The organism is Paenibacillus sp. JMULE4 (assembly GCF_013337105.1).
GTDB classification, from domain to species: Bacteria; Bacillota; Bacilli; order Paenibacillales; family NBRC-103111; genus Paenibacillus_G; species Paenibacillus_G naphthalenovorans.
Map to the genome: position 1 here is coordinate 439094 of NZ_SGWF01000011.1, position 20471 is coordinate 459564.

Annotated in this window: 18 protein-coding genes; 12 read left to right on the top strand and 6 right to left on the bottom strand. The window is 51.2% G+C overall.

Annotated elements, in window-relative coordinates; translation table 11 throughout:
• Positions 1-138: 138 nt before the first annotated feature.
• Genes EXW96_RS07335 through EXW96_RS07355 form a run of 5 tightly spaced genes read right to left on the bottom strand, consistent with a single transcriptional unit; the run spans position 139 to position 5932 of the window.
• Positions 139-1194, bottom strand: coding sequence for a 2,3-butanediol dehydrogenase (locus tag EXW96_RS07335; protein ID WP_054819503.1), 1056 nt, complete (start codon positions 1192-1194; stop codon positions 139-141).
• 37 nt (positions 1195-1231) lie between these two features.
• Positions 1232-2611, bottom strand: a complete 1380-nt coding sequence (lpdA, locus tag EXW96_RS07340; protein WP_137670241.1) for a dihydrolipoyl dehydrogenase — start codon at positions 2609-2611, stop codon at positions 1232-1234.
• Positions 2612-2627: 16 nt separating this feature from the next.
• A complete protein-coding gene (locus tag EXW96_RS07345; RefSeq protein WP_174350239.1) occupies positions 2628-3860 on the bottom strand; it encodes a dihydrolipoamide acetyltransferase family protein in 1233 nt (410 codons plus the stop codon).
• Positions 3861-3886: 26 nt separating this feature from the next.
• A complete protein-coding gene (locus EXW96_RS07350; RefSeq protein WP_054819504.1) occupies positions 3887-4921 on the bottom strand; it encodes an alpha-ketoacid dehydrogenase subunit beta in 1035 nt (344 codons plus the stop codon).
• Positions 4922-4936: 15 nt separating this feature from the next.
• Entirely contained in the window at positions 4937-5932 is a 996-nt protein-coding gene (locus tag EXW96_RS07355; RefSeq protein WP_174350429.1) for a thiamine pyrophosphate-dependent dehydrogenase E1 component subunit alpha, read from the bottom strand.
• A 432-nt stretch (positions 5933-6364) separates the two neighbouring features.
• On the opposite strand from EXW96_RS07355, the gene EXW96_RS07360 reads away from it, so the two are divergent.
• Entirely contained in the window at positions 6365-7075 is a 711-nt protein-coding gene (locus EXW96_RS07360) for a TerC family protein (protein WP_137670243.1), read from the top strand.
• Between the two features lie 459 nt (positions 7076-7534).
• Here the strand turns inward: EXW96_RS07360 and EXW96_RS07365 are convergent, their stop codons facing one another.
• Positions 7535-8779, bottom strand: a complete 1245-nt coding sequence (locus EXW96_RS07365; RefSeq protein WP_074730232.1) for an IS110 family RNA-guided transposase — start codon at positions 8777-8779, stop codon at positions 7535-7537.
• Positions 8780-9246: 467 nt separating this feature from the next.
• Between EXW96_RS07365 and EXW96_RS07370 the strand changes: the two genes are divergently transcribed.
• The 11 genes from EXW96_RS07370 to EXW96_RS07420 all read left to right on the top strand — a co-directional run bounded on the left by EXW96_RS07370 (position 9247) and on the right by EXW96_RS07420 (position 20454).
• Complete coding sequence (locus tag EXW96_RS07370; protein WP_062409088.1) at positions 9247-9996, top strand: SDR family NAD(P)-dependent oxidoreductase; 750 nt, start codon at positions 9247-9249, stop codon at positions 9994-9996.
• 22 nt (positions 9997-10018) lie between these two features.
• Positions 10019-11308: a M20/M25/M40 family metallo-hydrolase gene (locus EXW96_RS07375; RefSeq protein ID WP_074727517.1), complete on the top strand. Its 1290-nt coding sequence runs from the start codon at positions 10019-10021 to the stop codon at positions 11306-11308.
• Positions 11309-11346: 38 nt separating this feature from the next.
• A complete protein-coding gene (locus tag EXW96_RS07380; RefSeq protein ID WP_062409086.1) occupies positions 11347-11721 on the top strand; it encodes a RidA family protein in 375 nt (124 codons plus the stop codon).
• 75 nt (positions 11722-11796) lie between these two features.
• Positions 11797-12732: a carbohydrate ABC transporter permease gene (locus EXW96_RS07385; RefSeq protein WP_082660795.1), complete on the top strand. Its 936-nt coding sequence runs from the start codon at positions 11797-11799 to the stop codon at positions 12730-12732.
• A gap of 2 nt (positions 12733-12734) precedes the next feature.
• A complete protein-coding gene (locus tag EXW96_RS07390; protein WP_309225039.1) occupies positions 12735-13562 on the top strand; it encodes a carbohydrate ABC transporter permease in 828 nt (275 codons plus the stop codon).
• A complete protein-coding gene (locus tag EXW96_RS07395; RefSeq protein WP_174350240.1) occupies positions 13562-14674 on the top strand; it encodes a D-TA family PLP-dependent enzyme in 1113 nt (370 codons plus the stop codon). The genes EXW96_RS07390 and EXW96_RS07395 overlap by 1 nt, the downstream gene beginning before the upstream one ends.
• On the top strand, positions 14671-15747 hold the full coding sequence (locus EXW96_RS07400) for a DUF4432 family protein (RefSeq protein WP_062409084.1): 1077 nt from the start codon (positions 14671-14673) through the stop codon (positions 15745-15747). The genes EXW96_RS07395 and EXW96_RS07400 overlap by 4 nt, the downstream gene beginning before the upstream one ends.
• Positions 15744-17084, top strand: coding sequence for a hypothetical protein (locus EXW96_RS07405; RefSeq protein ID WP_174350241.1), 1341 nt, complete (start codon positions 15744-15746; stop codon positions 17082-17084). Before EXW96_RS07400 ends, EXW96_RS07405 begins: the two co-directional genes overlap by 4 nt.
• 62 nt (positions 17085-17146) lie before the next feature.
• Positions 17147-18445, top strand: coding sequence for an ABC transporter substrate-binding protein (locus EXW96_RS07410; protein ID WP_174350242.1), 1299 nt, complete (start codon positions 17147-17149; stop codon positions 18443-18445).
• 77 nt (positions 18446-18522) lie between these two features.
• Positions 18523-19185, top strand: a complete 663-nt coding sequence (locus EXW96_RS07415) for an RraA family protein (RefSeq protein WP_174350243.1) — start codon at positions 18523-18525, stop codon at positions 19183-19185.
• 36 nt (positions 19186-19221) lie between these two features.
• Positions 19222-20454 carry an ROK family transcriptional regulator gene (locus tag EXW96_RS07420; protein ID WP_174350244.1) on the top strand — a complete coding sequence of 411 codons (1233 nt, stop codon included), beginning with the start codon at positions 19222-19224 and terminating at the stop codon, positions 20452-20454.
• The last annotated feature ends 17 nt before the right edge of the window (positions 20455-20471 follow it).

Consider the following 20471-nt stretch of genomic DNA (forward strand, 5'->3'; position numbering starts at 1 on the left):
GTTGGTATTCTCCTATTATAACCTTAAAATGGTTTCGCTTACAACGCCGGAATTACAAATTTATCCTCTGTCTGCGCCCGACAACGATTCGCCTCCCGGAAGGAAGCCTCAGGCAAGCGAATCGCTGTCAGGCATTCACTAAACCAATGACGGTGAAACCAGAATTTTGATGTGCTCCTTACTTCGGATCAGTTCTTCAAATCCTTTTTGCGTTAAATCATTGAGGGAGATCTTCCTTGTAATCAATTGATCGACCTGTAATCTTCCTTCCGATATGAGGTCGATGACAGCCGGGAAAATATTGCGGTAAGCCAGCACGCCTTTGATCTCCCGTTCCTTTAGTACGAGGTTGTTTGGAAAAATGGACGCCTGCTTTTCCCAAATGCTAACAATGATGATTTGACCGTCGGTTTTAGCGCAATCTATGGCATCATTCAAGCAGCGGTCAACCCCTGTGACCTCAAAACAAATATCGGCACCGCCGTTGGTGAGCCGGTGAACGGCCTGGATCGCATTTTCTTTTAACGGATGGATGATATGATGGGCTCCCAGGGCCTTGGCCATCTGTTGGCGTTCTTCTGAAACCTCTACAGCAATAATACGGCTGGCTCCTGCCGTGCGGGCCGCTTGGATCACCAGAAGTCCGATGGGACCCGCCCCATAAACAACACAGCTGTCGCCGGCTTTTAATTTGCTTGTGCGGATGGCATGCAGGGCAACGGCAGCCGGTTCGACCAGGGCTCCCTGCTCATAAGACATAGGATCGGGCAGCCGGTGAACCATGCTCTCTTTCACCATGGTAAATTCCGAAAAGCCGCCTCCGCCTCCGCTTAAACCATGAAACCCTAATGTGTCGCAAACGTTGTATAATCCTTTTTGACAAGGAATGCAGGAGCCGCAAGCCAATATCGGTTCAACCGTGACACGGTCCCCAACCTTGACCCTGGTTACCCCTTGGCCGACTTCAACGACTTCGCCGGCAAATTCATGGCCCAAAATAACAGGAGCCTGTTGATGGGTAAGGGCATGCGGTTGATCGGGGATAAAGATGGGGCCCGCCATATATTCGTGTAAATCCGTGCCGCATATGCCGCACCACGCCACCTTGATGTTAACCATTCCCGGTTGAACGACCGGGGCAGGAATTTCATCGATACGTACATCACGGATACCGTACCAAAAAGCAGCTTTCATTTGAACCCCGCCCTTGCAATGAATTTGTCGAAGGCATTCAAGCATGTAAAGCTGGGCCGATAGCGCTGAGCAGAGCCTCGTGAACGGCTTCGGATAATGTCGGATGGGCGGCAATCCAATGCTCCATAACATCCGCAGTCAATTCCGCGTGCAGCATGACCGCGCCTTGCCCGATCAGTTCCGTGGCCCGGGGTCCCACGATAGACATGCCGATAATTTCGTTAAATTCAGGCTCGACCAGCACTTTGACCTTGCCGACAGGCTCATTTAGAATGAGCGCCTTTCCATTCGCAGTGAAAGGGAATTCCCCGATTCGAATATCTCCGTATTGCTGTCTTGCCTGATTTTCGGTCATTCCTACGCCGGCAATTTCAGGCGCTGTATAAATGCAGCGGGGAACTGCCCGATAATTCACTTTTGCATCGCCTCCGCAAGCATGCATCGCAGCTACGGTCCCTTCATGAAATGCGACGTGAGCGAGCTGAATGCCGCCGATGACATCCCCGCATGCATAGATATGAGGAATGTTGGTTTGCATATGTTCATTGACCTTGATGCCCTGCTTGGAAAATTCAACCAGAGTATTTTCCAGGCCCAGCCCTGAAGTCCGGGGCCTTCTTCCAATGGAGACCAGCACATAATCGGCGCTTAGCTCATAGACGCCGCTGCTGTTTTCAAGCCTGGCCTTTTTGTCATGGGAATCCAAATGATGCAGGACCGTTGAAGTATGGATCGTCACACCCGAGTTTTCCAATTGCTGCCGCAGGATGGCGGCAATATCCGCATCTTCGCCCGGAATAAGCTGATCCGCCATCTCAACCATCGTTACTTTGGTGCCCATCCGGCTGTAAATGCTTGCAAATTCGCAGCCGATAACGCCGCCGCCGACAATGAGCAGGGAAGAGGGGATTGCAGGGAGAGCCATGGCTTGGCCGCTATGAACCACCCATTCGCCGTCAAATGGCGCAAACGGCAGGCTAACGGGCTCTGAGCCGGCGGCAATAATGATTTTATCCGCTTCAACGAATACTTGTTTGCCTTCCTGCTCTACACATAAACGGCGATCCGTTTCAAAGCTTGCTTTTCCTTTGAGGACCTTGATTTTATTTTTTTTCATCAAATATCCGATCCCCATGACAAGCTTTTTTACAATATCGTTTTTGTAGCCTTGAACACCGTCCCAATCGATTTCCGCTTCATGGGAGGGGAGGCGTACGCCAAACTGTGCGGCATGTTTGATTTTTTCGGCCGTTTCTGCGCTCTCTAACAAAGACTTTGTCGGCATGCATCCCTCGTTTAAACAAGTGCCTCCCAAATCCTTTTGCTCGATAAGGGTGACTTCTTTACCCTGCCTGGCGGCGACGATCGCCGCCACATATCCTGCAGGTCCCCCTCCAATAACAGCTATTGTTTTCATGAAACTTCCCTTCTTTCTACAGAACCAAACGCAAAGGATTTTCTAAAAAGCTCTTAAGCGTTCGAAGAAACTCAGCAGCCGGCGCCCCATCCAATACCCGATGGTCGAAGGTAAGGCTGAGCGGGAGGAGACTTCTGCGCTGCAAAGCTTCACCCAGGTAGACAGGCGTATCCTGAACGGCTCCAATCCCGAGGATTCCGGCTTCAGGCGGGTTCAATACAGGAGTGAAATGCTCGATGCCGTAAGCGCCGAGATTCGTAATGGTAAAGGTTGAACCCTGCATATGCTCGCTGCCTAACTGGCCGTCGCGCGATTGCTGAGCCAAGGATTTGATGAGTCGGGACAAATCCGGCAAAGAGCGTTTTTCGGCATGGCGTATGACAGGGACGACCAGGCCTTTATCCAGGGCGACAGCGATGCCGAGGTGAACGTGGCTGTACGTAAGAATTCGATCGTCGATATAAGCGCTGTTCATTTGTTTGTGCTGCAGCAGAGAAAGGACGGCTGCGCGGGCGATAAAATCGGTTATTGTCAGCTTGACCTCATATTGCTGCCGGATAAATTCGCTGATCTGTTTTTGGAGCGCCAAAAGCTCAGTGACATCGGCCTTTAAGTTGAGCGTGAGTTGGGCGCTATGGCGCAAGCTGTCAAGCATCCGGGTCGCTATGACCTTGCGGATGCCGGTGACCGGCGATTGCACGGTTTGCTCTTCGTCTTCGGATATATCGGGTTCGGACTGCCGGGCCGGTGTGGCGGAGGATTTGTTCGAAATTTCACGTTCGATATCCTCTTTCGTAATCCTTCCCTGCGGGCCGGTTCCTGAAATGGAAGCGATATCCAATCCGGCGGCCTCCGCCATTTTTCGAGCGATAGGGGAGATCCTGATCTCCCCTTTCTTTTGAGATCCGGCGGCCTCCGCTGAAGCGGCCGTTTCTACACTTGCAGCAGGAGAGTCTTGATTTTGGGCTGCGGGTTGGGCCGTAGCTGCAGCAGGTCTGTTCACTTTTTCATCCGGATGGCCGATATAGCCGATGACTGCTCCCGGAGGAACACCCTGCCCTTCGGGTACAACGATCTCCAAAAGAACTCCGTCTGCAGGGCATTCCAGTTCCATCTCGATTTTCTCCGAACTGATATCGGCAATGATTTCTCCTTTGGCAATCGTATCTCCGGCTTGTTTATGCCAAATGGAAACCGTTCCTTCTTTCATTGCCATTCCTAATTTAGGCATTACAATGTCTACAGCCATTGGTTTTCCCACCGATCATGTTGAAATTAGACGCTTTGCAGCGATTTGTCCCCCAAAAGCTCAGCCACAACGGCCAGTACCTTTTGCGGTGTCGGCAAGTAAATATCCTCCAGCGGAGGAGAGAAGGGGACAGGGGTATGGGGCGCCGTAATCCGTTTAATCGGCGCGTCCAGACTATCGAATCCTTTATCCGCGACCAATGCGGCGATATCCGTCGCTATACTGCATCGGGGATTGGCCTCGTCAATGACGATAAGCCGGTTGGTTTTGCTTACCGAGGCCAGTATCGTATCTTCATCAAGCGGGGACAAGCTTCGCGGATCGACGACTTCCGCCTCGATCCCTTTGCCCGCAAGCTGTTCTGCGGCCTTTAATGCCGTGTGCACTTGTTTGCCGATCGCCACAATGGTCAGGTCGGAGCCTGCCCGTTTAATGTCCGCTTGGCCTAACGGAATCGTATAATACCCTTCGGGAACCTCGCCGGTCGCATTATACAGCGTCTTATCCTCAAAAAAGACCACGGGATCGTTATCTTCAATAGCGGCCAGCAGCAGGCCTTTCGCATCGTAAGGGGTAGAGGGAACGACAACCTTAAGCCCCGGAATGCTCGTGAAAAGCGCGTACAGGCTTTGAGAGTGCTGTGCTGCCGCCCGGAAGCCGGCGCCATACGTCGTACGTATCGTGACGGGCACCTGCGTTTTGCCCCCGAACATATAGCGGAATTTAGCGCCTTGATTAAGGACTTGATCCAAACAGCTGCCAATGAAATCATTAAACATGAGCTCGGCGATCGGTCTTAATCCTGTAGCGGCCGCCGTCATCGCAGCTCCGATGAATCCTGCCTCGGTAATGGGCGTATCGAGAACCCGTTCACGGCCGAATTCCTGGACCAGGCCCTTCGTAACCCCCAATACACCGCCCCAGGCTTCATCATTTTGCAAATGGTCAACGCCGCCTCCGCCCGCCACGTCTTCGCCAAGCAAAATGACATTTTCGTCTTTACGCATGGCAAGCTTCATCGCTTCATTAATTGCCGATGACATACTCAATTTTCTGGCCATCTTGGTATCCCCCTTTTAATAAGATACATAAACATCGGTTAGCAGCTCGGATTCGTCAGGGAAGGGGCTTTGTTCCGAATATTCGATAGCCGCCTCGACCGCTTGATCTATGGATGTTTCGATTTCAACCAGATCCGCTTCTGTAAACAGCTGCTGATTCAGCAAATAAGCTCTGAATTGCTGAATGGCATCCTTTTCATTTAGATGCTCTTTTTTCTCCTCTTCTTTTTTATATTTTTGGGCATCTCCTTCAAAGTGTCCGTAGTTGCGGTAGGTGACACATTCGATTAATGTCGGGCCCTCGCCTCTGCGCGCTCTTTGTACGGCTTCCTCCGCAGCTTGATAGACGGCAAGCACGTCCTTTCCGTCGACCCGGATGCCCGGAATGTTGTAAGCGATTGCACGTTCGGCGATCGTTTTGCAGCTAGAGGCCATATGAAACGGGGTTGCTTCCCCATAGCCGTTATTTTCCGCTATGAACACAACAGGCAGCTTCCAAATGGAGGCCAAATTGATTCCCTCATGAAAGGTTCCCTGATTATTCGCGCCGTCGCCGAAAAAGCATACGCTTACCGCATTGGTTTTCTTATATTTGGCGGTTAATGCAGAACCGCATGCCAGCGGATATCCGCCGCCTACGATCCCGTTTGCGCCCAGCATGCCTTTATTAAAGTCGGCGATGTGCATGGACCCGCCTTTTCCTTTGCAGAGCCCGGTTGCTTTTCCGAACAGCTCGGCCATCATGCCATCCAAATCGCAGCCTTTGGCAATACAATGGCCATGTCCGCGGTGTGTGCTGGTAATACTGTCCTTATCGTCAAGGTGTGCGCACACGCCAACAGCGACCGCTTCCTCACCGGCATACAAATGAACGAATCCGGGCAGCTTTCCCTGGGCAAACAACTCATGAACCTTATCCTCGAACTTACGAATTTCCAGCATTTTTTGAAAGATCCAGCCGGCTTTTTCTCTGCTTAACGTGATCTTCTTGTCCTTCACAACGTCTACCATACGTTCAACCTCCTCTTGAATTTGAAATGACATGGCCTGCAGCTTGTGAATAAGCGGCAGCGGCAATCCGTTTCGCCGCCTTCACACCAAATAACTAAGCAAAAACTGTGCCAAACCAAATCTCCCGCAGCAATGGCCGTTTTGTGCCCATGTCCCATAAAAAGTAGACAAAATGAGAATGGAGTCTCGTTTTGTCTACTTTTGTTCCCGATTTTACCGGTATAGAACTGGCATGGATGCATATTGTGCCATGAAGCGGAAATTTTTTTCTTTTGAAAAAGGAGAAAATATAGTATTGTGTAATATATATGCTACACACATTGTCTTCTGGGAGGATTGCAATGAAAAAATGCATCACAGGCTTGTAGATCTTGAATGTAAGCCCTTACGGTAACGATTCTATTCTTCATTTATAAAAGGAGCGACAGGTGGATGGAAGGGGCATTTCTGGTTGGACTGCTGAAGATTATTTTGATTAATATTGTATTAAGTGGTGATAATGCGGTTGTAATCGCTTTAGCGTGCCGTAATTTGCCTCAGAACCAGCAGAAAAAGGCCGTAGTTTGGGGGAGTTTTGGCGCCATCGCATTAAGAGTCATTTTGACGTTCGTCGCCGTTTGGCTTCTGCAAATTCCTTTTGTACAAGTAGCCGGCGGATTGCTGCTGTTGTACATTGCCGTTAAGCTGTTAAAAGGCGGGGAAGATGAAGAACACTTGAAGTCCGGATCTACGATAACCGAGGCGATTAAAACCATTATCATTGCCGATTTTGTCATGAGCTTGGACAATGTGCTTGCAGTAGCCGGAGCAGCCGGCGGGAATCTTGTTCTGATCGGCCTGGGTCTGGCGATCAGTATACCTCTGATTATTTGGGGCAGCCAATTGCTCATGCGCCTCATGAACCGGTTCCCCATCATTGTGTGGCTGGGTGCCGGACTGCTTGGATATACAGCGGGAGAAATGGTATTAAGCGACAAGGCCGTGGGAAGTTATTTGGAATCGGTGTTCCCGGCGGGCCACTATGTGCTTCCGATCGGACTGGCTGTGCTTGTTATCGTTCTTGGAAAATTGGCTTCAAAGAAAAAAGGGAAAGAAAGCAGCGACGCCGTCATCGCCGAAGATGTTCATTCCACAGTGTCATAAATCATCCGGCATGGACGGCCGGATAGAGATTTGACTCCAAGGTATCGTGTCGGAACAATCATGCATATGGAAAACACCAAAAAGCTTAGTGAAGAAGCTGAAACTTCTTTACTAAGCTTTTTAGGCATTGCCGCATTGATGTGCCGCACCATGCCCTGGAAAACAAAATATATTTAACCTCATTAAATAACAGAATATTTATAAAATTTAGAAAATTGTTATTGAATTATTAGCGTGTGTGGAGTACTATTTAGTTAGAAAAGAACATTAACTAACTAACATAAGGCTAAAGTCCAGCGGTAATATGTCAAGTCCCTGATTCGTGGAAATTGGAAATTATTTTGGCCCAAAACGCGATGACTCAGGGAAAAAGGCAACACCAAACTAAACCCAGTCGAAAATCGAGTTAATTACCAGATTTTAACTGGGAATCCGTGAAGGACTTTGGCAAAGGAGGCGTTAATCCTTCGCAGTTGTCACCTTCCTTCCAGGCGTGTAGAGTTGGCCGTTGCGTAGCAGCACATCGACCAGACGCACAAGTTTTCTTGCCGTTAAGACGAGGGCGCGTTTGTGTTGATGCTTAGGCACTTCAACGTACTTCTTCCGGTAATACTCGCCGAATTCCGGTTCGCGGTTTTTCACCGAGTTGGCAGCTTCAACAAGGTAATAACGAAGGAATCGGTTGCCGGAACGAATGCGTTTGGTATCTTCGGCCTCAAAGCCCCCGGACTGATGTTTACGCCATGTCAGGCCTGCATATTTAGCTACGGCGGCCTGATCGCTAAAGCGTTCGATGTCGCCGATCTCCGCCAGAATGCCGGCGGCGTACACCCGGTCGATGCCCGGAATGGAGCGCAGGCACTGAGCGCCGGGGATGCCAGCCAGAATGCGTTCGATCGCCTTGTCCAGCTCTTTCAGTTGGCTCTGAATACTCCGGATGGCCTGTATGGAAGTGCCGAGAACCAGATCAATGGAATCCTCTACGACCTTTGAAAGGCGGTAGGACGCTCGTGCAGCCTTCTGGATGCAGCGGGCGACATGCTCCGGGTCAGGGAAACGGTTCTTTCCCTTCTCCTTGAGATAGTCGGCCAAGTCGGCGACTTCCATGTCGGCAATCTCATCGAGGCTGAACTTTTCCGAGAGCATCTCCATGATGGCGTGGCCGAAAACGGAGCTGTCGACTTCGGAACGAAACGCATTGCATTTGTAGAACAGATTCTGCAGGAAGTACTGCTTCTCGCGTGTCAGGTTGTGAACCAGATGGTACCGCATGCGCGTCAGGCGCTGAAGCGCGATGTACTGCTCCTGCATGACGATGGTCGTCGTGAGACGGCCGAAGCGCAGGCGTTCGGCGATGATCCAGGCATCGATCCGATCGGTCTTGTCCATATCCGCGTAGGCTTCCCGGAACTTGTTGATAAGCTTCGGGTTGATCGTGAACACCTTGGTTTTCCGCTCTTGAAGCGAGGCATCCTCATGCAGGTACATAGCCGGATGCCAGCTATAGACCGAGGTTGCTTCAAGGCCGATATGGATTTCGGAAGCCGGCAGCTTGTCCGCAGCAGCCACGATGCGGTCGCGCAGATGCGAGGCACCGTGTAGATTGTTTTCTACCTTGAGCGTTTCAAGCGTATCGCCTTCCGGATTCATGAAACACGCTTCCAGTTCTTCTGAACTGACGTCAATACCGACAAATAATTTCAAGGGTGATCCCTCCCTTCTGGATTCGGGATTTAGGGAATTGGACTCTTCGGGATGCCCCCAGCGCGCTCGCCGATCAGTCACCCTCGCATATGAGAACTTCCTTCGGTCCATGAGCTGCCTCGAAGCTGCTATCTTCGAGCATGGGTTGCCGAAGGGGACAGCCAGCGGGTAAGAAGTTCAAACGAGTGCTGGGGAAACAGACTTTAGATGTAGTCGAACTACAGGAGTGAGACGAATTTCCCCAAATGACCCTAAGCTCATTGTCTGGGAACATCACGAAAAGTCCAAGACCCTAATTGTATTTTTTAAAGTTGTCAAAGAGCGGTTTTCTCTCTGGACCCCGACTTCCGCTCCTTGCCCTTCGGGCTGCGGTGCGGGTCGGCTACGTCCACCATAGTTTCACTGCAGATTAACTGGAAATTCTTCAAAAAGAAGATTCTAAACATACTATACGAGGAGTTGATGGTGTGAAATTACAGAACAAAACGGCCATTGTAACAGGGGCCGGCCGGGGGATCGGAAAGGCTATCGCCAAGAAGTTTCTTCAGGAAGGCGCACAGGTGGTCATTTGCGATCTGGGAGAAACAAGATTACATAACGCGGCCAAAGAATTGAGTGAATATGGAACTGTGCACCGTATTACGGTTGACGTGACGAAGCGGGAGCAGGTTTTGGAGCTGGTGAAATTTACGAAAACGACATTCGGATCCATTGATATTCTGGCCAATAATGCGGGAATTGCCCGTTTCGAACCGTTCTTGGACATCACGGATCAAAATTGGCAGGATACACTGAATGTGAATTTGACAGGTGTCTTTCTGTGCTCCCAATTGGTTGCACACGAAATGAAACAACAACATGCAGGGGTCATCGTGAACATGGCTTCGACGAATGGAATATTGGGCGAAAAAGGTCTTGCTCATTATAATGCAACGAAAGCAGGGGTTATCCTGCTTGGCAAATCGATGGCGATCGAGCTTGCGCCGTTTAACATTCGGGTCAATTCGGTCTGCCCGGGATTCATACTGACCGAATTGGCGCTGGAAGGCGGCATGTCCAAGGAGGAAGTCCAAAACTACACTTCCAAAATTCCCTTGAACCGTTACGGCAAGGTGGAGGATGTCGCCAACGCATTTGCTTTTCTCGCTTCAGAGGAAGCGTCATTTATAACAGGAACGGAATTGGTCGTAGACGGCGGACAGATCTGTCAAGAATAAGCGAATGGGAAGGGGGCTATTCATGCTCGCTAACATCAGCCGGTGGGTAGATGAACATCGCCAGTATATTTTGGATTTTAACAGGTCCCTGGTTTCGATCCCGAGCGAAAATCATTATCCTGTGGGCGACGAAAAACAGATTCAGGAATTTATCTATCATTTTTTAAGTACGTTGAATTGTGACATGGATATGTTTCTGCCGACCGATGTACCGGGCCTGACGGAACATCAAGCCTATCTGGGCAATCGGAAGTATGAGAACCGTCCTAATGTTGTGGCAAGAAAGCGGGGAAAGGGCGGCGGAAGGTCGCTGATCTTCACCGGGCATGTAGATACGGTACCCAGAGGAGAAGACCCCTGGTCGGTCGATCCCTTCTCCGGAACAGTAAAAGACGGCAAGCAGTACGGGTTGGGCCTGTTCGACATGAAGGGCGGGATGGCGGCGGCTATGATGGCTCTCCAGCTGCTCGAAGATCTGAAGATTGCCTTAAAGGGAGACGTCATCATCGAGACCGTCGTCGATGAAGAGTATGGAGGCGCAAACGCCACGCTGGCCTGCGTGTTAAAAGGCTACGAAGCGGACTTGGCCATCGTGCCGGAACCGTCCAATCTCGCCATTTGCCCGGCCAATCAGGGCGGCAGTATGTTCCGAATCACCTTCCGGGGGCGTCCGGGCCGTTCCTTCAGCGGAGAGCCTTTGATCAATCCCGTCTTTGCCGCAGCAAGATTCCTTACGATCTTCCATCAGTTTGAAACCGATCATCGCAGAAAGAGATCCCAATCCCGTTGGTTCGTGAATGACCACGGCCTGCCCGCGTACGTACAAAGCGTGAAAGCGGGTCCCGTTAACTCGCCTCTAAGCGACAGGGTGCCAAGCCACTGTACGATCGATGTATGGATTCAGTGTTATCCGGAGACAACGGAAGAGGAGCTGCGCCGCGACTTCGAAAATTATTACAGGGAAAAGGCTGCCCATGATGACATTCTCCGCGATATGCCGCCTGTCATTGAGAAATTGATCCGTTTTCTGCCGGGGACAGGCATTCCTGAGGATCATCCTTCTTTAGAGGTGCTGTCCAAGGTGGCCCAAACCGTATATCCCGGCGGTCTTCCCGTACAAGGAGCGCCCTTTGCCTGCGACTCCTTCGTATTTAATCTTTACAGCCGGACACCGGCGGTCATCTGGGGACCCAAAGGCGGAAATGCCCATGCTCCTGATGAGTATATCGAGGTGGAGGACTTTTTCCTGCTGGTGAAGCTGTATGCGCTGGCCATGACGGAATGGTGCGGAGTTGACGGCAGTACGGAATGACCAACCGATGGCCATTGATAAAAAGGGAGGAATAGACAATGAAAAAACAACTGCTGACCCGTCTGGCGCCGGCTCCTGCGGGTCCTTACTCGCAAGGGATCCAATTCGGCAATACGATCTATACGGCGGGACAAGGACCGATCGATGCCGAAACGGGAAAGGTTCAAGGCGATACGATCGAAGAACAAACGGCTAAAACGCTGGATAACCTCAAGTACATATTGGAGCAAGCCGGCGCTACGTTTGACGATGTGGTGAAAGTGACGGTCCATCTAAGCGACCTGGGGGATTTTCAGGCCTTTAACGAAGTGTATAAACGCTACTTTAAGGAGCCTTACCCTGTTCGTACAACCGTAGGCAGCCAACTGCTGGGCATCAAAGTGGAAATCGACGCCGTGGCCATTCTCAAATAAAATCTGATGCATCCGGGCAAATCGTTATACCGTTGGAATAGTGGATACAAAGGTCATATGGAATTGGGGTGAGCCATGGAAATTGAAAAAGGTACGGTCGGATCAGGAATAAAGAAGAAAGAACAAAAAATTCGCCGCAGCAGCCGGATCATCGGGAAAACAACGCCGTATCTCTGGCTGCTTCCGAGTATCAGCCTCATCGTATTCATTACCGTTTTCCCGATTTACGAGCTATTTTCCGCTTCCGTGTCCCAAATCAGCTTATCCGGAGTGAAGAAAGGATATATCGGATTTCGCAATTTCTCCAACGTCCTGAGCGACGCCGTATTTTTGACGGTTTTAAAAAACACGCTGATCTGGACGGTTAGCGTAGTCGGCATCAGCACCGTGCTGTCACTGGGAATCGCACAGCTGCTGAACAGGGATTTTCCCGGGCGGCGATGGGTGCGTGCCGCCCTGATTATCCCATGGGCGGTATCCTTGATTATTACCTCCGTGATTTGGAAATGGATTCTCGATTACAACTACGGTGCCTTGAATTTGATTCTGCTTAAGCTCAACCTGATTAATGAAAATATCTTCTGGCTGGCTTCGCCGTCGACTTCTTTTCCTGCGATGATCGGAGTGGGGATATTCGTGACGATTCCTTTTACGAGCTTTGTGCTCCTCTCCGGCCTGCAGTCGATCTCCGCCGAATTGTACGAATCCGCCAGTGTGGACGGCGCAAACGCCTGGAGCCAGTTTTATCATGTCACCCTGCCGCTTTTAAGACAGCCTCTGACCATCAGTACGGTGCTCAACACCATCTATGTTTTCAATTCGTTCCCTATCATCTGGTCGATGACCAAAGGGGATCCTGTCCATCAGACGGATACCATCATTACCTATCTGTACAAGCTGGCCTTTGCCGCTCATAAGATGGGTGAAGCCGCCGCCGTATCCGTGATCAGTTTTCTTCTTCTATTGTTGTTTTCCATTATTTACACGACCATTGCCTTGAGGAGGGAATAGCCGTGCCAAGGTCAATGAGAATTCAAAATGCATTCCTTTCCATGTTCGCTTATGTTCTCTTTGCTGTCATGGTTTTTCCTTACCTGATCATGCTGATCGTTTCATTAAAAAGCAAGGCCGAGGTCTATCCCCCGACCTTCTTTCCGGTCAACTGGACATTTTCCAACTTTGCGGATATTTGGCATATGGTGCCGTTGGCCGATTATTTGCTGAACACCGTCGTGATTGCGGGCGGCGCCACGGCTTTGGCGTTGATCTGTGCAATTCCGGCCGCTTACGTGCTGGCACGGATGAAATTTAAAGGGAAACAAATGTATTTGTATCTGATTATGATAACGCAGATGTTCTCGCCGATCGTGCTGCTTGTCGGCTTGTTCCGCGAAATGCATTGGCTAGGTCTGATGGATTCGGTCTGGGGACTTGTTCTCACCAATGCCGCCTTCAATCAGGCGTTTGCGGTGTGGATACTCAGCGGTTATTTCTCGACGATCCCGTATGAGCTTGAACAGGCCGCCTGGCTGGACGGTTGTACGAAATGGCAGGCCCTGCGCAGGATTACGCTGCCCTTGGCCGTTCCGGGGATCATGACCACCGTCATTTTTGTTTTCATTGCCGCATGGAATGAGTTCGCCGTCGCGTTGACCTTCATTTCGACGGAAACGTCGAAGCCGCTGACCGTCGGAATTTACGCTTTCTTCGGCATGTATGACGTCCAATGGCAGTATGTGTTCGCCACCTCGCTGGTAGCGATCGTGCCGGTCGTTATTCTTTTTCTCAGCATCGAGAAGTATTTAATTAGCGGACTTACGGCAGGAGGAGTGAAGCATTGATGGAAAGTGAAGCAGCTTTAGGAATCGAATCCATAGACACCCCGGCGCTGGTCGTGGATTTGGACATCATGGAAAGAAATATGAAGCGGATGGCTTTAAGAGCGGAGGAAGCGGGAGTGCGTCTTCGGCCGCATGTAAAAACCCATAAAAGCCCCTGGATCGCCTTGAAGCAGCTGCAGTATGGAGCGTTCGGCATTACCGTGGCCAAAATCGGGGAGGCCGAAGTGATGCGAAAGCACGGGATTACCGACATTCTGATCGCCTATCCGATCGTCGGAGAGCAGAAGCTTCGGCGGCTGGAGAAGCTGGCCGCTCATGCCGAGGTAACCGTAGCTTTGGACAGTGTGGAAGCGGCGCGCGGGATTTCCGAGGTTGGCCGCCGGCTCGGCAAAACCATGTCCTTATACATTGATGTGGATACGGGGCTGCAGCGCTGCGGAAGACAGCCGGGGAAAGAAACGCTTCAGCTCGCCAGGGATATCGCCAAGCTGCCATTTGTTCGCATAACCGGGCTAATGACCCATGCGGGCCACTCCTACAAGGCGGATTCTCAGGAAGAACGGATTCGTATCAGCCGACTGGAAGGAGCGCTGCTGGCGGAAACCAAACGGCTTATTGAGGAAAAGCTCGGGCTGGATATTCCGGAGATCAGCGTGGGTTCGACGCCGACATCGTTTCACTGCAAGGAGGTTGAAGGCATTACAGAAATCAGGCCGGGCACCTACGTTTTCAACGACGCGACGATGGTCTCGCTAGGGCTCGCCGGGATTGTCGATTGCGCCTTGACCATCCATACAACGGTAGTCAGCAGACCTTCGGAAGACCGTGCGGTCATCGATGCGGGCTCCAAAACCCTCTCCTCGGATAAAGGGGCTTATACGGAGGGATACGGATGCATTCGTTCGGCTCCGCAAGTCCGGATTGACCGGCTTTCCGAGGAACATGGGGTCATGCTTACCGCACATGATTTTCCTGTCTCCATTGGCGGCCGTCTGGAGATCATTCCCAACCATGTTTGCCCGACGGTAAACCTGGCGGATGAATTGATCGGTATCCGAAACGGAAAGGTGGAAACCGTGATTCCGGTTGAAGCAAGGGGAAAAAACAAATGAGGGAAGCCCATTACGGATGCCGCATCGATCCTTACGGGACCTACAAAGGCATGAGAACGCTGGTGCTGCAGAACGAATTGATCCGGATGTCGATATTGCTCGATAAGGGATCGGACATTTTCGAATTATTGTATAAGCCCAAGGATGTCGATTTCATGTGGCGATCCCCGATCGGGCTGAGGCATCCGCCTATCCCCGCTTCCATGCAGAATCCCCAGGGCATTTTTACGGATTATTATCACGGAGGCTGGCAGGAGCTGTTTCCTTCGGCCAGCGGACCTTCCTATTACCAGGGCGCCCATCTTGGCTTTCATGGCGAGGTGGCGACATGTCCGTGGGAGTTTGCCGTTCTCGTCGACGAGCCGGAGGCAGTAGAGGTGCTCCTCACGACCAAAACATTAAGAACGCCCTTTATTCTGGAGAAAAGAATCCGCCTGGAAGCGGGCCGGCCGGTCATCCAATTTCGTGAGACGATCCATAATTACGGCAGGACGGAGCTTGACTTCATGTGGGGTCATCATCCCAGCTATGGAGCTCCTTTCTTAAGCGAGGACTGCATTCTCGAGCTTCCGGATTGCACGATTATTACCTCGGACAAAGCGGAGCCATCAAACCGCCTGCCGCACGGCAACCGCTTTGACTGGCCGTACGCTGTCGATGTACATGGAAAACCGGCGGATTTGCGTAAAATTGGAGGCATCGGCGCCGAAACTACGGATATGTTTTATGCGACGGCCTATAAGGAGGGCTGGTATGCCCTGACCAACCGCCGCATGAATCTGGGCATAGGGATGGCGTGGCCTGTGGACGATTTTCCCCATCTGTGGATTTGGCAGGAGTTTGGCGGAACGAAGGGCTATCCGTGGTACGGTAACGCTTATACGGTCGTCATCGAACCTTTCACCAGCCGTCCGTCGATCGGGGAAGACGGCCTTAATGAAGCGATCCGCAACGGAACGGCGAAGAAAATACGCGCAGGGGATAAGATCAGCAAGGAATTAAAGGTTGTTATCTATGAAACCGACAGAGGCGTGGAGAAAATCTTACCGACAGGCGAGGTGATCGAACGGTGAAAGCGGGCTGCTGCAAGATCGATATCACGCCGCAAACCGGTACTCCTATCGGCGGAAACATTCGTCAGGATAACCGGTCCAAGGGCGTACATGATCCTTTATATGCCAATTTCCTGTATTTGAACGACGGAAAGCATGCTTTGTTGTTCATCGGACTGGATTTGATCGGCATTTTCGCATCGTTCGGAAAGCTTATTAAGGAAGGCATCCGCGAAAGAACGGGAATCCTGCCCGAGAGCATCATCCTGTTCGCCACACATACTCATTCCGGGCCTGATGTGATGGAAGCCTTCAAGGACGAATACGATCCGCTCGTCATCACGTATATTGAAGAACTGACCCGCAAAGTGATCGAAGGGGCCGTCCTATGCACGGACAACGTCTGGGAAGCGGCGGTCGGTATCGGCAAAGGATATGAAGACGCGCTTAGCTTTAACCGGCGCATCATGATGCAGGACGGAACGCTGCGCATGAACTGGGAAGGGCTGGATCCCTCCCAGGTGAAATCTGCGGCCGGGCCGATCGACCCGGATGTATTCGTGATTTCGGTTGCGGACGAACGGCGGGCCATCCGCTCGATCTTGGTTCATTTTACGCTTCATACCGCTGTACTGGTCGGTAAGGATGGGTTGATATCGAGGGACTATGTGCACAGCTTGACCGAACGCTTGGAGCACCGGTTCGGCCGGGATACGGTTGTGCTCTTTGCGAACGGCGCCGAAGGGGATATCAATCATATCGATATATCCAATCCGGGGCAGGCGCGCGATTTTGGGGAGGCGGAGCGCATCGGAAGCCGGTTGGCGGGTCGGGTGCTCGATGTTCTGCCGACATTGAAGTATTCGGCTGCGCTCCGGTTGAAAAGCGTTTCGAAACCGGTTTTACTCCCGAGAAGAAGGATTACGGAGGAACAGGTCCGGCACGCCCTGCAGCTTCTGGAAAATGCAGGATGGGGCATTCCCTCTCTGCTTGACGGCGTGCCGGATGAAGCTTATGCCAAAGAAATATTGATCCTCAGTCAACATAAAGCCGAGTTTCTGCAAACGGAGCTTCAGGCGGTTCAAATCGGAGACCATGCGCTGCTGAGCCTGCCGTGCGAGCTTTTTGCAGAACTGGGTCTGGCTATAAAAGAACGGTCCCCTTATCTCCATACCCTGATTGTGGGGATGGCGAACGATTATATAGGATATGTGCCTACGGAACGCGCTTTTGAAGAAGGAGGATATGAAATCAAAACCGCAAGAACCAGTCAGCTCACGCCGCAGGCCGGAGAGCTGATCGTTCGGGAGTCCATCGGCCTGTTAAACGGACTTAAAGGGGGTGAGAGCATCCCGTAACGGATCCACCGTGCTCTTGCAGACGCTTGCTTCACAAAAAGTAACTTTTGGAGGGATTCAAAGTGAACAACAGGAATTCATTAAAACGGGCGCCGGTATTCTTTACGTTGTTATTACTGATGTCCTCTCTATTGGGAGCATGTACCGGGGGCAATTCGACAGACGGAAGCCCGCCACCCTCTCCGGGCCCATCTTCTTCCGGCGGCGGCAGCGGGGAGAAAAAAGAAATCACCTTCATCGCCGCTCAATACAGCAATGCGACCGAGCCTTTTCTCAGAAAGGTTGTCAGTGCATTTGAACAAGCGAATCAGGATATCAAAGTGAACCTGCAGGTTGTCGGTTGGGACGTTCTGGAGCAAAAAATAAATACGATGGTGAGCACCCAACAGACGCCGGACATTTTGAACTTGAACCATTATGCCGCATTTGCCGCTGATGATCTTCTTCTTCCGTTGGACGAAGTGATTTCTCCAAACCTGAAAAGCAAATTTTACGAATCGTTTTACAAAGCGGGTGAGCTGGACGGCAAAAGCTACGGCCTTCCGCTTCTCGCATCGATCCGCGGTCTGTACTATAACAAAGATCTCTTTGAACAAGCAGGCATTAAAGAGCCCCCGGCAACATGGGATGAACTGAGGCAAACGGCCAAAGCCATTAAAGAACAAACGGGAGTCGACGGCTTCGGCGTACCGATGACGACCTTCGAAGGGCAAGCCTACTTCTCCTATTTCATTTGGGGGAATGGAGGAGATTGGAAAAAGGGCGATCAATGGGTGCTGAACTCTCCGGAAAACGTGGAGGGACTACAGTATCTGACCAACCTTGTGCGTAATGACAAAGTGACCAACCCCGAGCCGACCGCCATCAACCGGGATGAGCTGCAAAAGGTGTTCGGAGCCGGGAAGGTCGGGATGATGATTACGGCCAACTTCCTGCCGACCATTCTGAAGGCGGATGCGCCGAATCTGAAATACGGAGTGGCGCCGATTCCGGTCAATGCAGGCAAACAGCCTTTCAACCTGGGGGTACAGGATTTCCTGATGGTGTTCAAGTCGACCAAAAACAAGGAGGCCGTCGGCAAATTCCTCGAATTCCTCTATGAGGATCAACGTTACGAAGAGTTCATGAAAAATGAAGGTATGCTGCCTGCGACAAAGAGTGTCGGGGAAAGTCTATCCAAGCAGGATCCGTTGGCGGCACAGTTCATCAGCCAACTGCCGATCGCTAAATTTTATCCGTTAAACGATCCTAAATTTACTCAAATACGTTTGGAAACCATCAAGGCGGTGCAGCAGTCGCTGCTTGGCCAAAAATCGCCCAAACAGGCATTGGACGATCTGCAAAAAATAGCGGAACAATAATCAATGAAGAGCGGCTGGAAAGCATATTTACGTTCTATCCGCTCCTTTTCCATGAACGGAACAAATGGGGGATACGAATGGACAACGGGATTTTTTTGAACTATGCTCAAATGGAAGAAACTTTAACCAGTGCGGTCCTGGCGGATATTCTGGACGAAATGGGTTACAGGCAGCAGTGCATGACTCATGATATACGACCGGTGATTCCTTTTTCCAAATTTGCAGGCAGGGCTTTAACCGTGCTCGCTGCGGATGTTTACGAAATTCCGTCCGCACCTTATCAAAAGGAGCTTGAAGCGATCGATGCGCTGCAGGAAGGGGATGTCCTTGTTGCTGCGACCAACGGTTCGACCCGCAGCGGATTTTGGGGGGAGCTGCTCAGTACGGCTGCCAAAATCAAAGGATCGAGGGGAGCGGTGATTGACGGGTTGACCCGCGACAGTATGCAAATCAAACAAATGGGGTTTCCTGTGTTTGCCCGTGGCTATAGTCCGTATGATTCCAAGGGCAGGACCGACGTGATCGCCTGCAACGTACCTGTTCAATGCGGCGGTGTGCTCATCCGTACGGGGGATTTGATTTTCGGCGATCATGACGGCGTCGTCGTCGTTCCCAAGGAGATCATCCATGAGACGGTAACAAAGGCTTTGGACAAAGTGAGCGGAGAGAACCAAATGAGAAAAGCCCTTGAAAACGGGATGGGGATCGTGGAGGCGTTTAATAAGTACGGCATTTTGTGAAACTATATATAGATTTGGATAGGAGCTGCGTGAAATTTGCTTATCATTTCAAGAAAAACAGATATCAAACAATCGAATAAACTCAGTATTTTGCAGTGGGTCCGTAATTCGGGCGAAACGACCCAGCCGGAAATCAGCAAGGAATTGGGGCTGAGCCGCCCTACGGTTTCCGCTTTGGTGGAAGAATTAATTTTGGAAGGATATATCAAAGTGAGCGGAATGGGCAGTTCCACGGACCAGGGAGGCAAGCGCCCCAAATTAATCGCCTTTCATGCCAGGGGCGGAGGCATTCTTGCCTTGTATTTTACCGTGAATACCATAAAGGCGGCGCTCATGGATCTTTCGGCAAACCTTCTGCACGAGCTTCGCGTATCGATCACCCCGAAGGATACGACGGAAACGATGCTTGCCAAGGTGAAGGATTTGGCGGGGGCTTTGCTTCTAAAGGCGAAGGAGTTGGGGATTCCCGTCAAAGGAATCGGAGTAGGCTGCCCGGGACTGGTCGAGACAAGCACCGGAACGATTCTGACATCAACCCATTTAGAAGTGTTAAACGGTTGTTCACTGGGAGAAAGCCTGTCTTCGGCCTTTCATCTGCCGGTTTGGGTGGATAACGAATGCCGCAACCAGGTGCTGGCCGAAAAAATGTTTGGCGAAGGCCAAGACGTGGATACCTTTGTCAGCCTCATGACGGACGTTGGCATCGGGGCGGGGATCATTATCGATAACCGGATTATGAGGGGCAAAGACGACAGCTTTGGAGAAATTGGGCATACGACCATTCAAATGGACGGCTTGAAGTGCCGATGCGGAAATGACGGCTGCTGGGAGATGTACGCTTCGTCGAATTCCCTCATGTCAAGAATTCACGAAAACTTATCGCGCACGTTACTGCTGAAAGACATGGTGCAAACGCGGGACGAGTTGACCTTCGAACTGATCGGGGAAGCGATCCGCCGGGGAGATGACGTCGTATACCAACTGGCCATTGAGGATTTGGGCAAATATCTCGGGATCGGTATCGCCAATCTTGTCAATTCAATCAATCCGGAGCTGATCATTATCCATGGCGAAATAATTCACTTGGGAGAACGCCTGATCACCGAAATTGAGAAGCAGATTCAGCAGAGAGCTCTGCCGGTACCGAAGGAAAGGGTGCGGGTCATTTTTTCCAAACTGGGGCCGAAGGCCAACCTTATCGGATCGTGCGCTCTTGTGTTGAAAGAATTGTTCGATAATCCGGAGCTTTTATTTCAGGTTAATTTGTAAGGAAGGCTTGATCCGGC

Bases quoted from the DNA above. Each gene is read 5' to 3' on its own strand.
- EXW96_RS07335 (WP_054819503.1), bottom strand. From the start codon at position 1,194: ATGAAAGCTGCTTTTTGGTACGGTATCCGTGATGTACGTATCGATGAA.
- lpdA (WP_137670241.1), bottom strand. From the start codon at position 2,611: ATGAAAACAATAGCTGTTATTGGAGGGGGACCTGCAGGATATGTGGCG.
- EXW96_RS07345 (WP_174350239.1), bottom strand. From the start codon at position 3,860: ATGGCTGTAGACATTGTAATGCCTAAATTAGGAATGGCAATGAAAGAA.
- EXW96_RS07350 (WP_054819504.1), bottom strand. From the start codon at position 4,921: ATGGCCAGAAAATTGAGTATGTCATCGGCAATTAATGAAGCGATGAAG.
- EXW96_RS07355 (WP_174350429.1), bottom strand. From the start codon at position 5,932: ATGGTAGACGTTGTGAAGGACAAGAAGATCACGTTAAGCAGAGAAAAA.
- EXW96_RS07360 (WP_137670243.1), top strand. From the start codon at position 6,365: ATGGAAGGGGCATTTCTGGTTGGACTGCTGAAGATTATTTTGATTAAT.
- EXW96_RS07375 (WP_074727517.1), top strand. From the start codon at position 10,019: ATGCTCGCTAACATCAGCCGGTGGGTAGATGAACATCGCCAGTATATT.
- EXW96_RS07380 (WP_062409086.1), top strand. From the start codon at position 11,347: ATGAAAAAACAACTGCTGACCCGTCTGGCGCCGGCTCCTGCGGGTCCT.
- EXW96_RS07385 (WP_082660795.1), top strand. From the start codon at position 11,797: ATGGAAATTGAAAAAGGTACGGTCGGATCAGGAATAAAGAAGAAAGAA.
- EXW96_RS07395 (WP_174350240.1), top strand. From the start codon at position 13,562: ATGGAAAGTGAAGCAGCTTTAGGAATCGAATCCATAGACACCCCGGCG.
- EXW96_RS07400 (WP_062409084.1), top strand. From the start codon at position 14,671: ATGAGGGAAGCCCATTACGGATGCCGCATCGATCCTTACGGGACCTAC.
- EXW96_RS07415 (WP_174350243.1), top strand. From the start codon at position 18,523: ATGGACAACGGGATTTTTTTGAACTATGCTCAAATGGAAGAAACTTTA.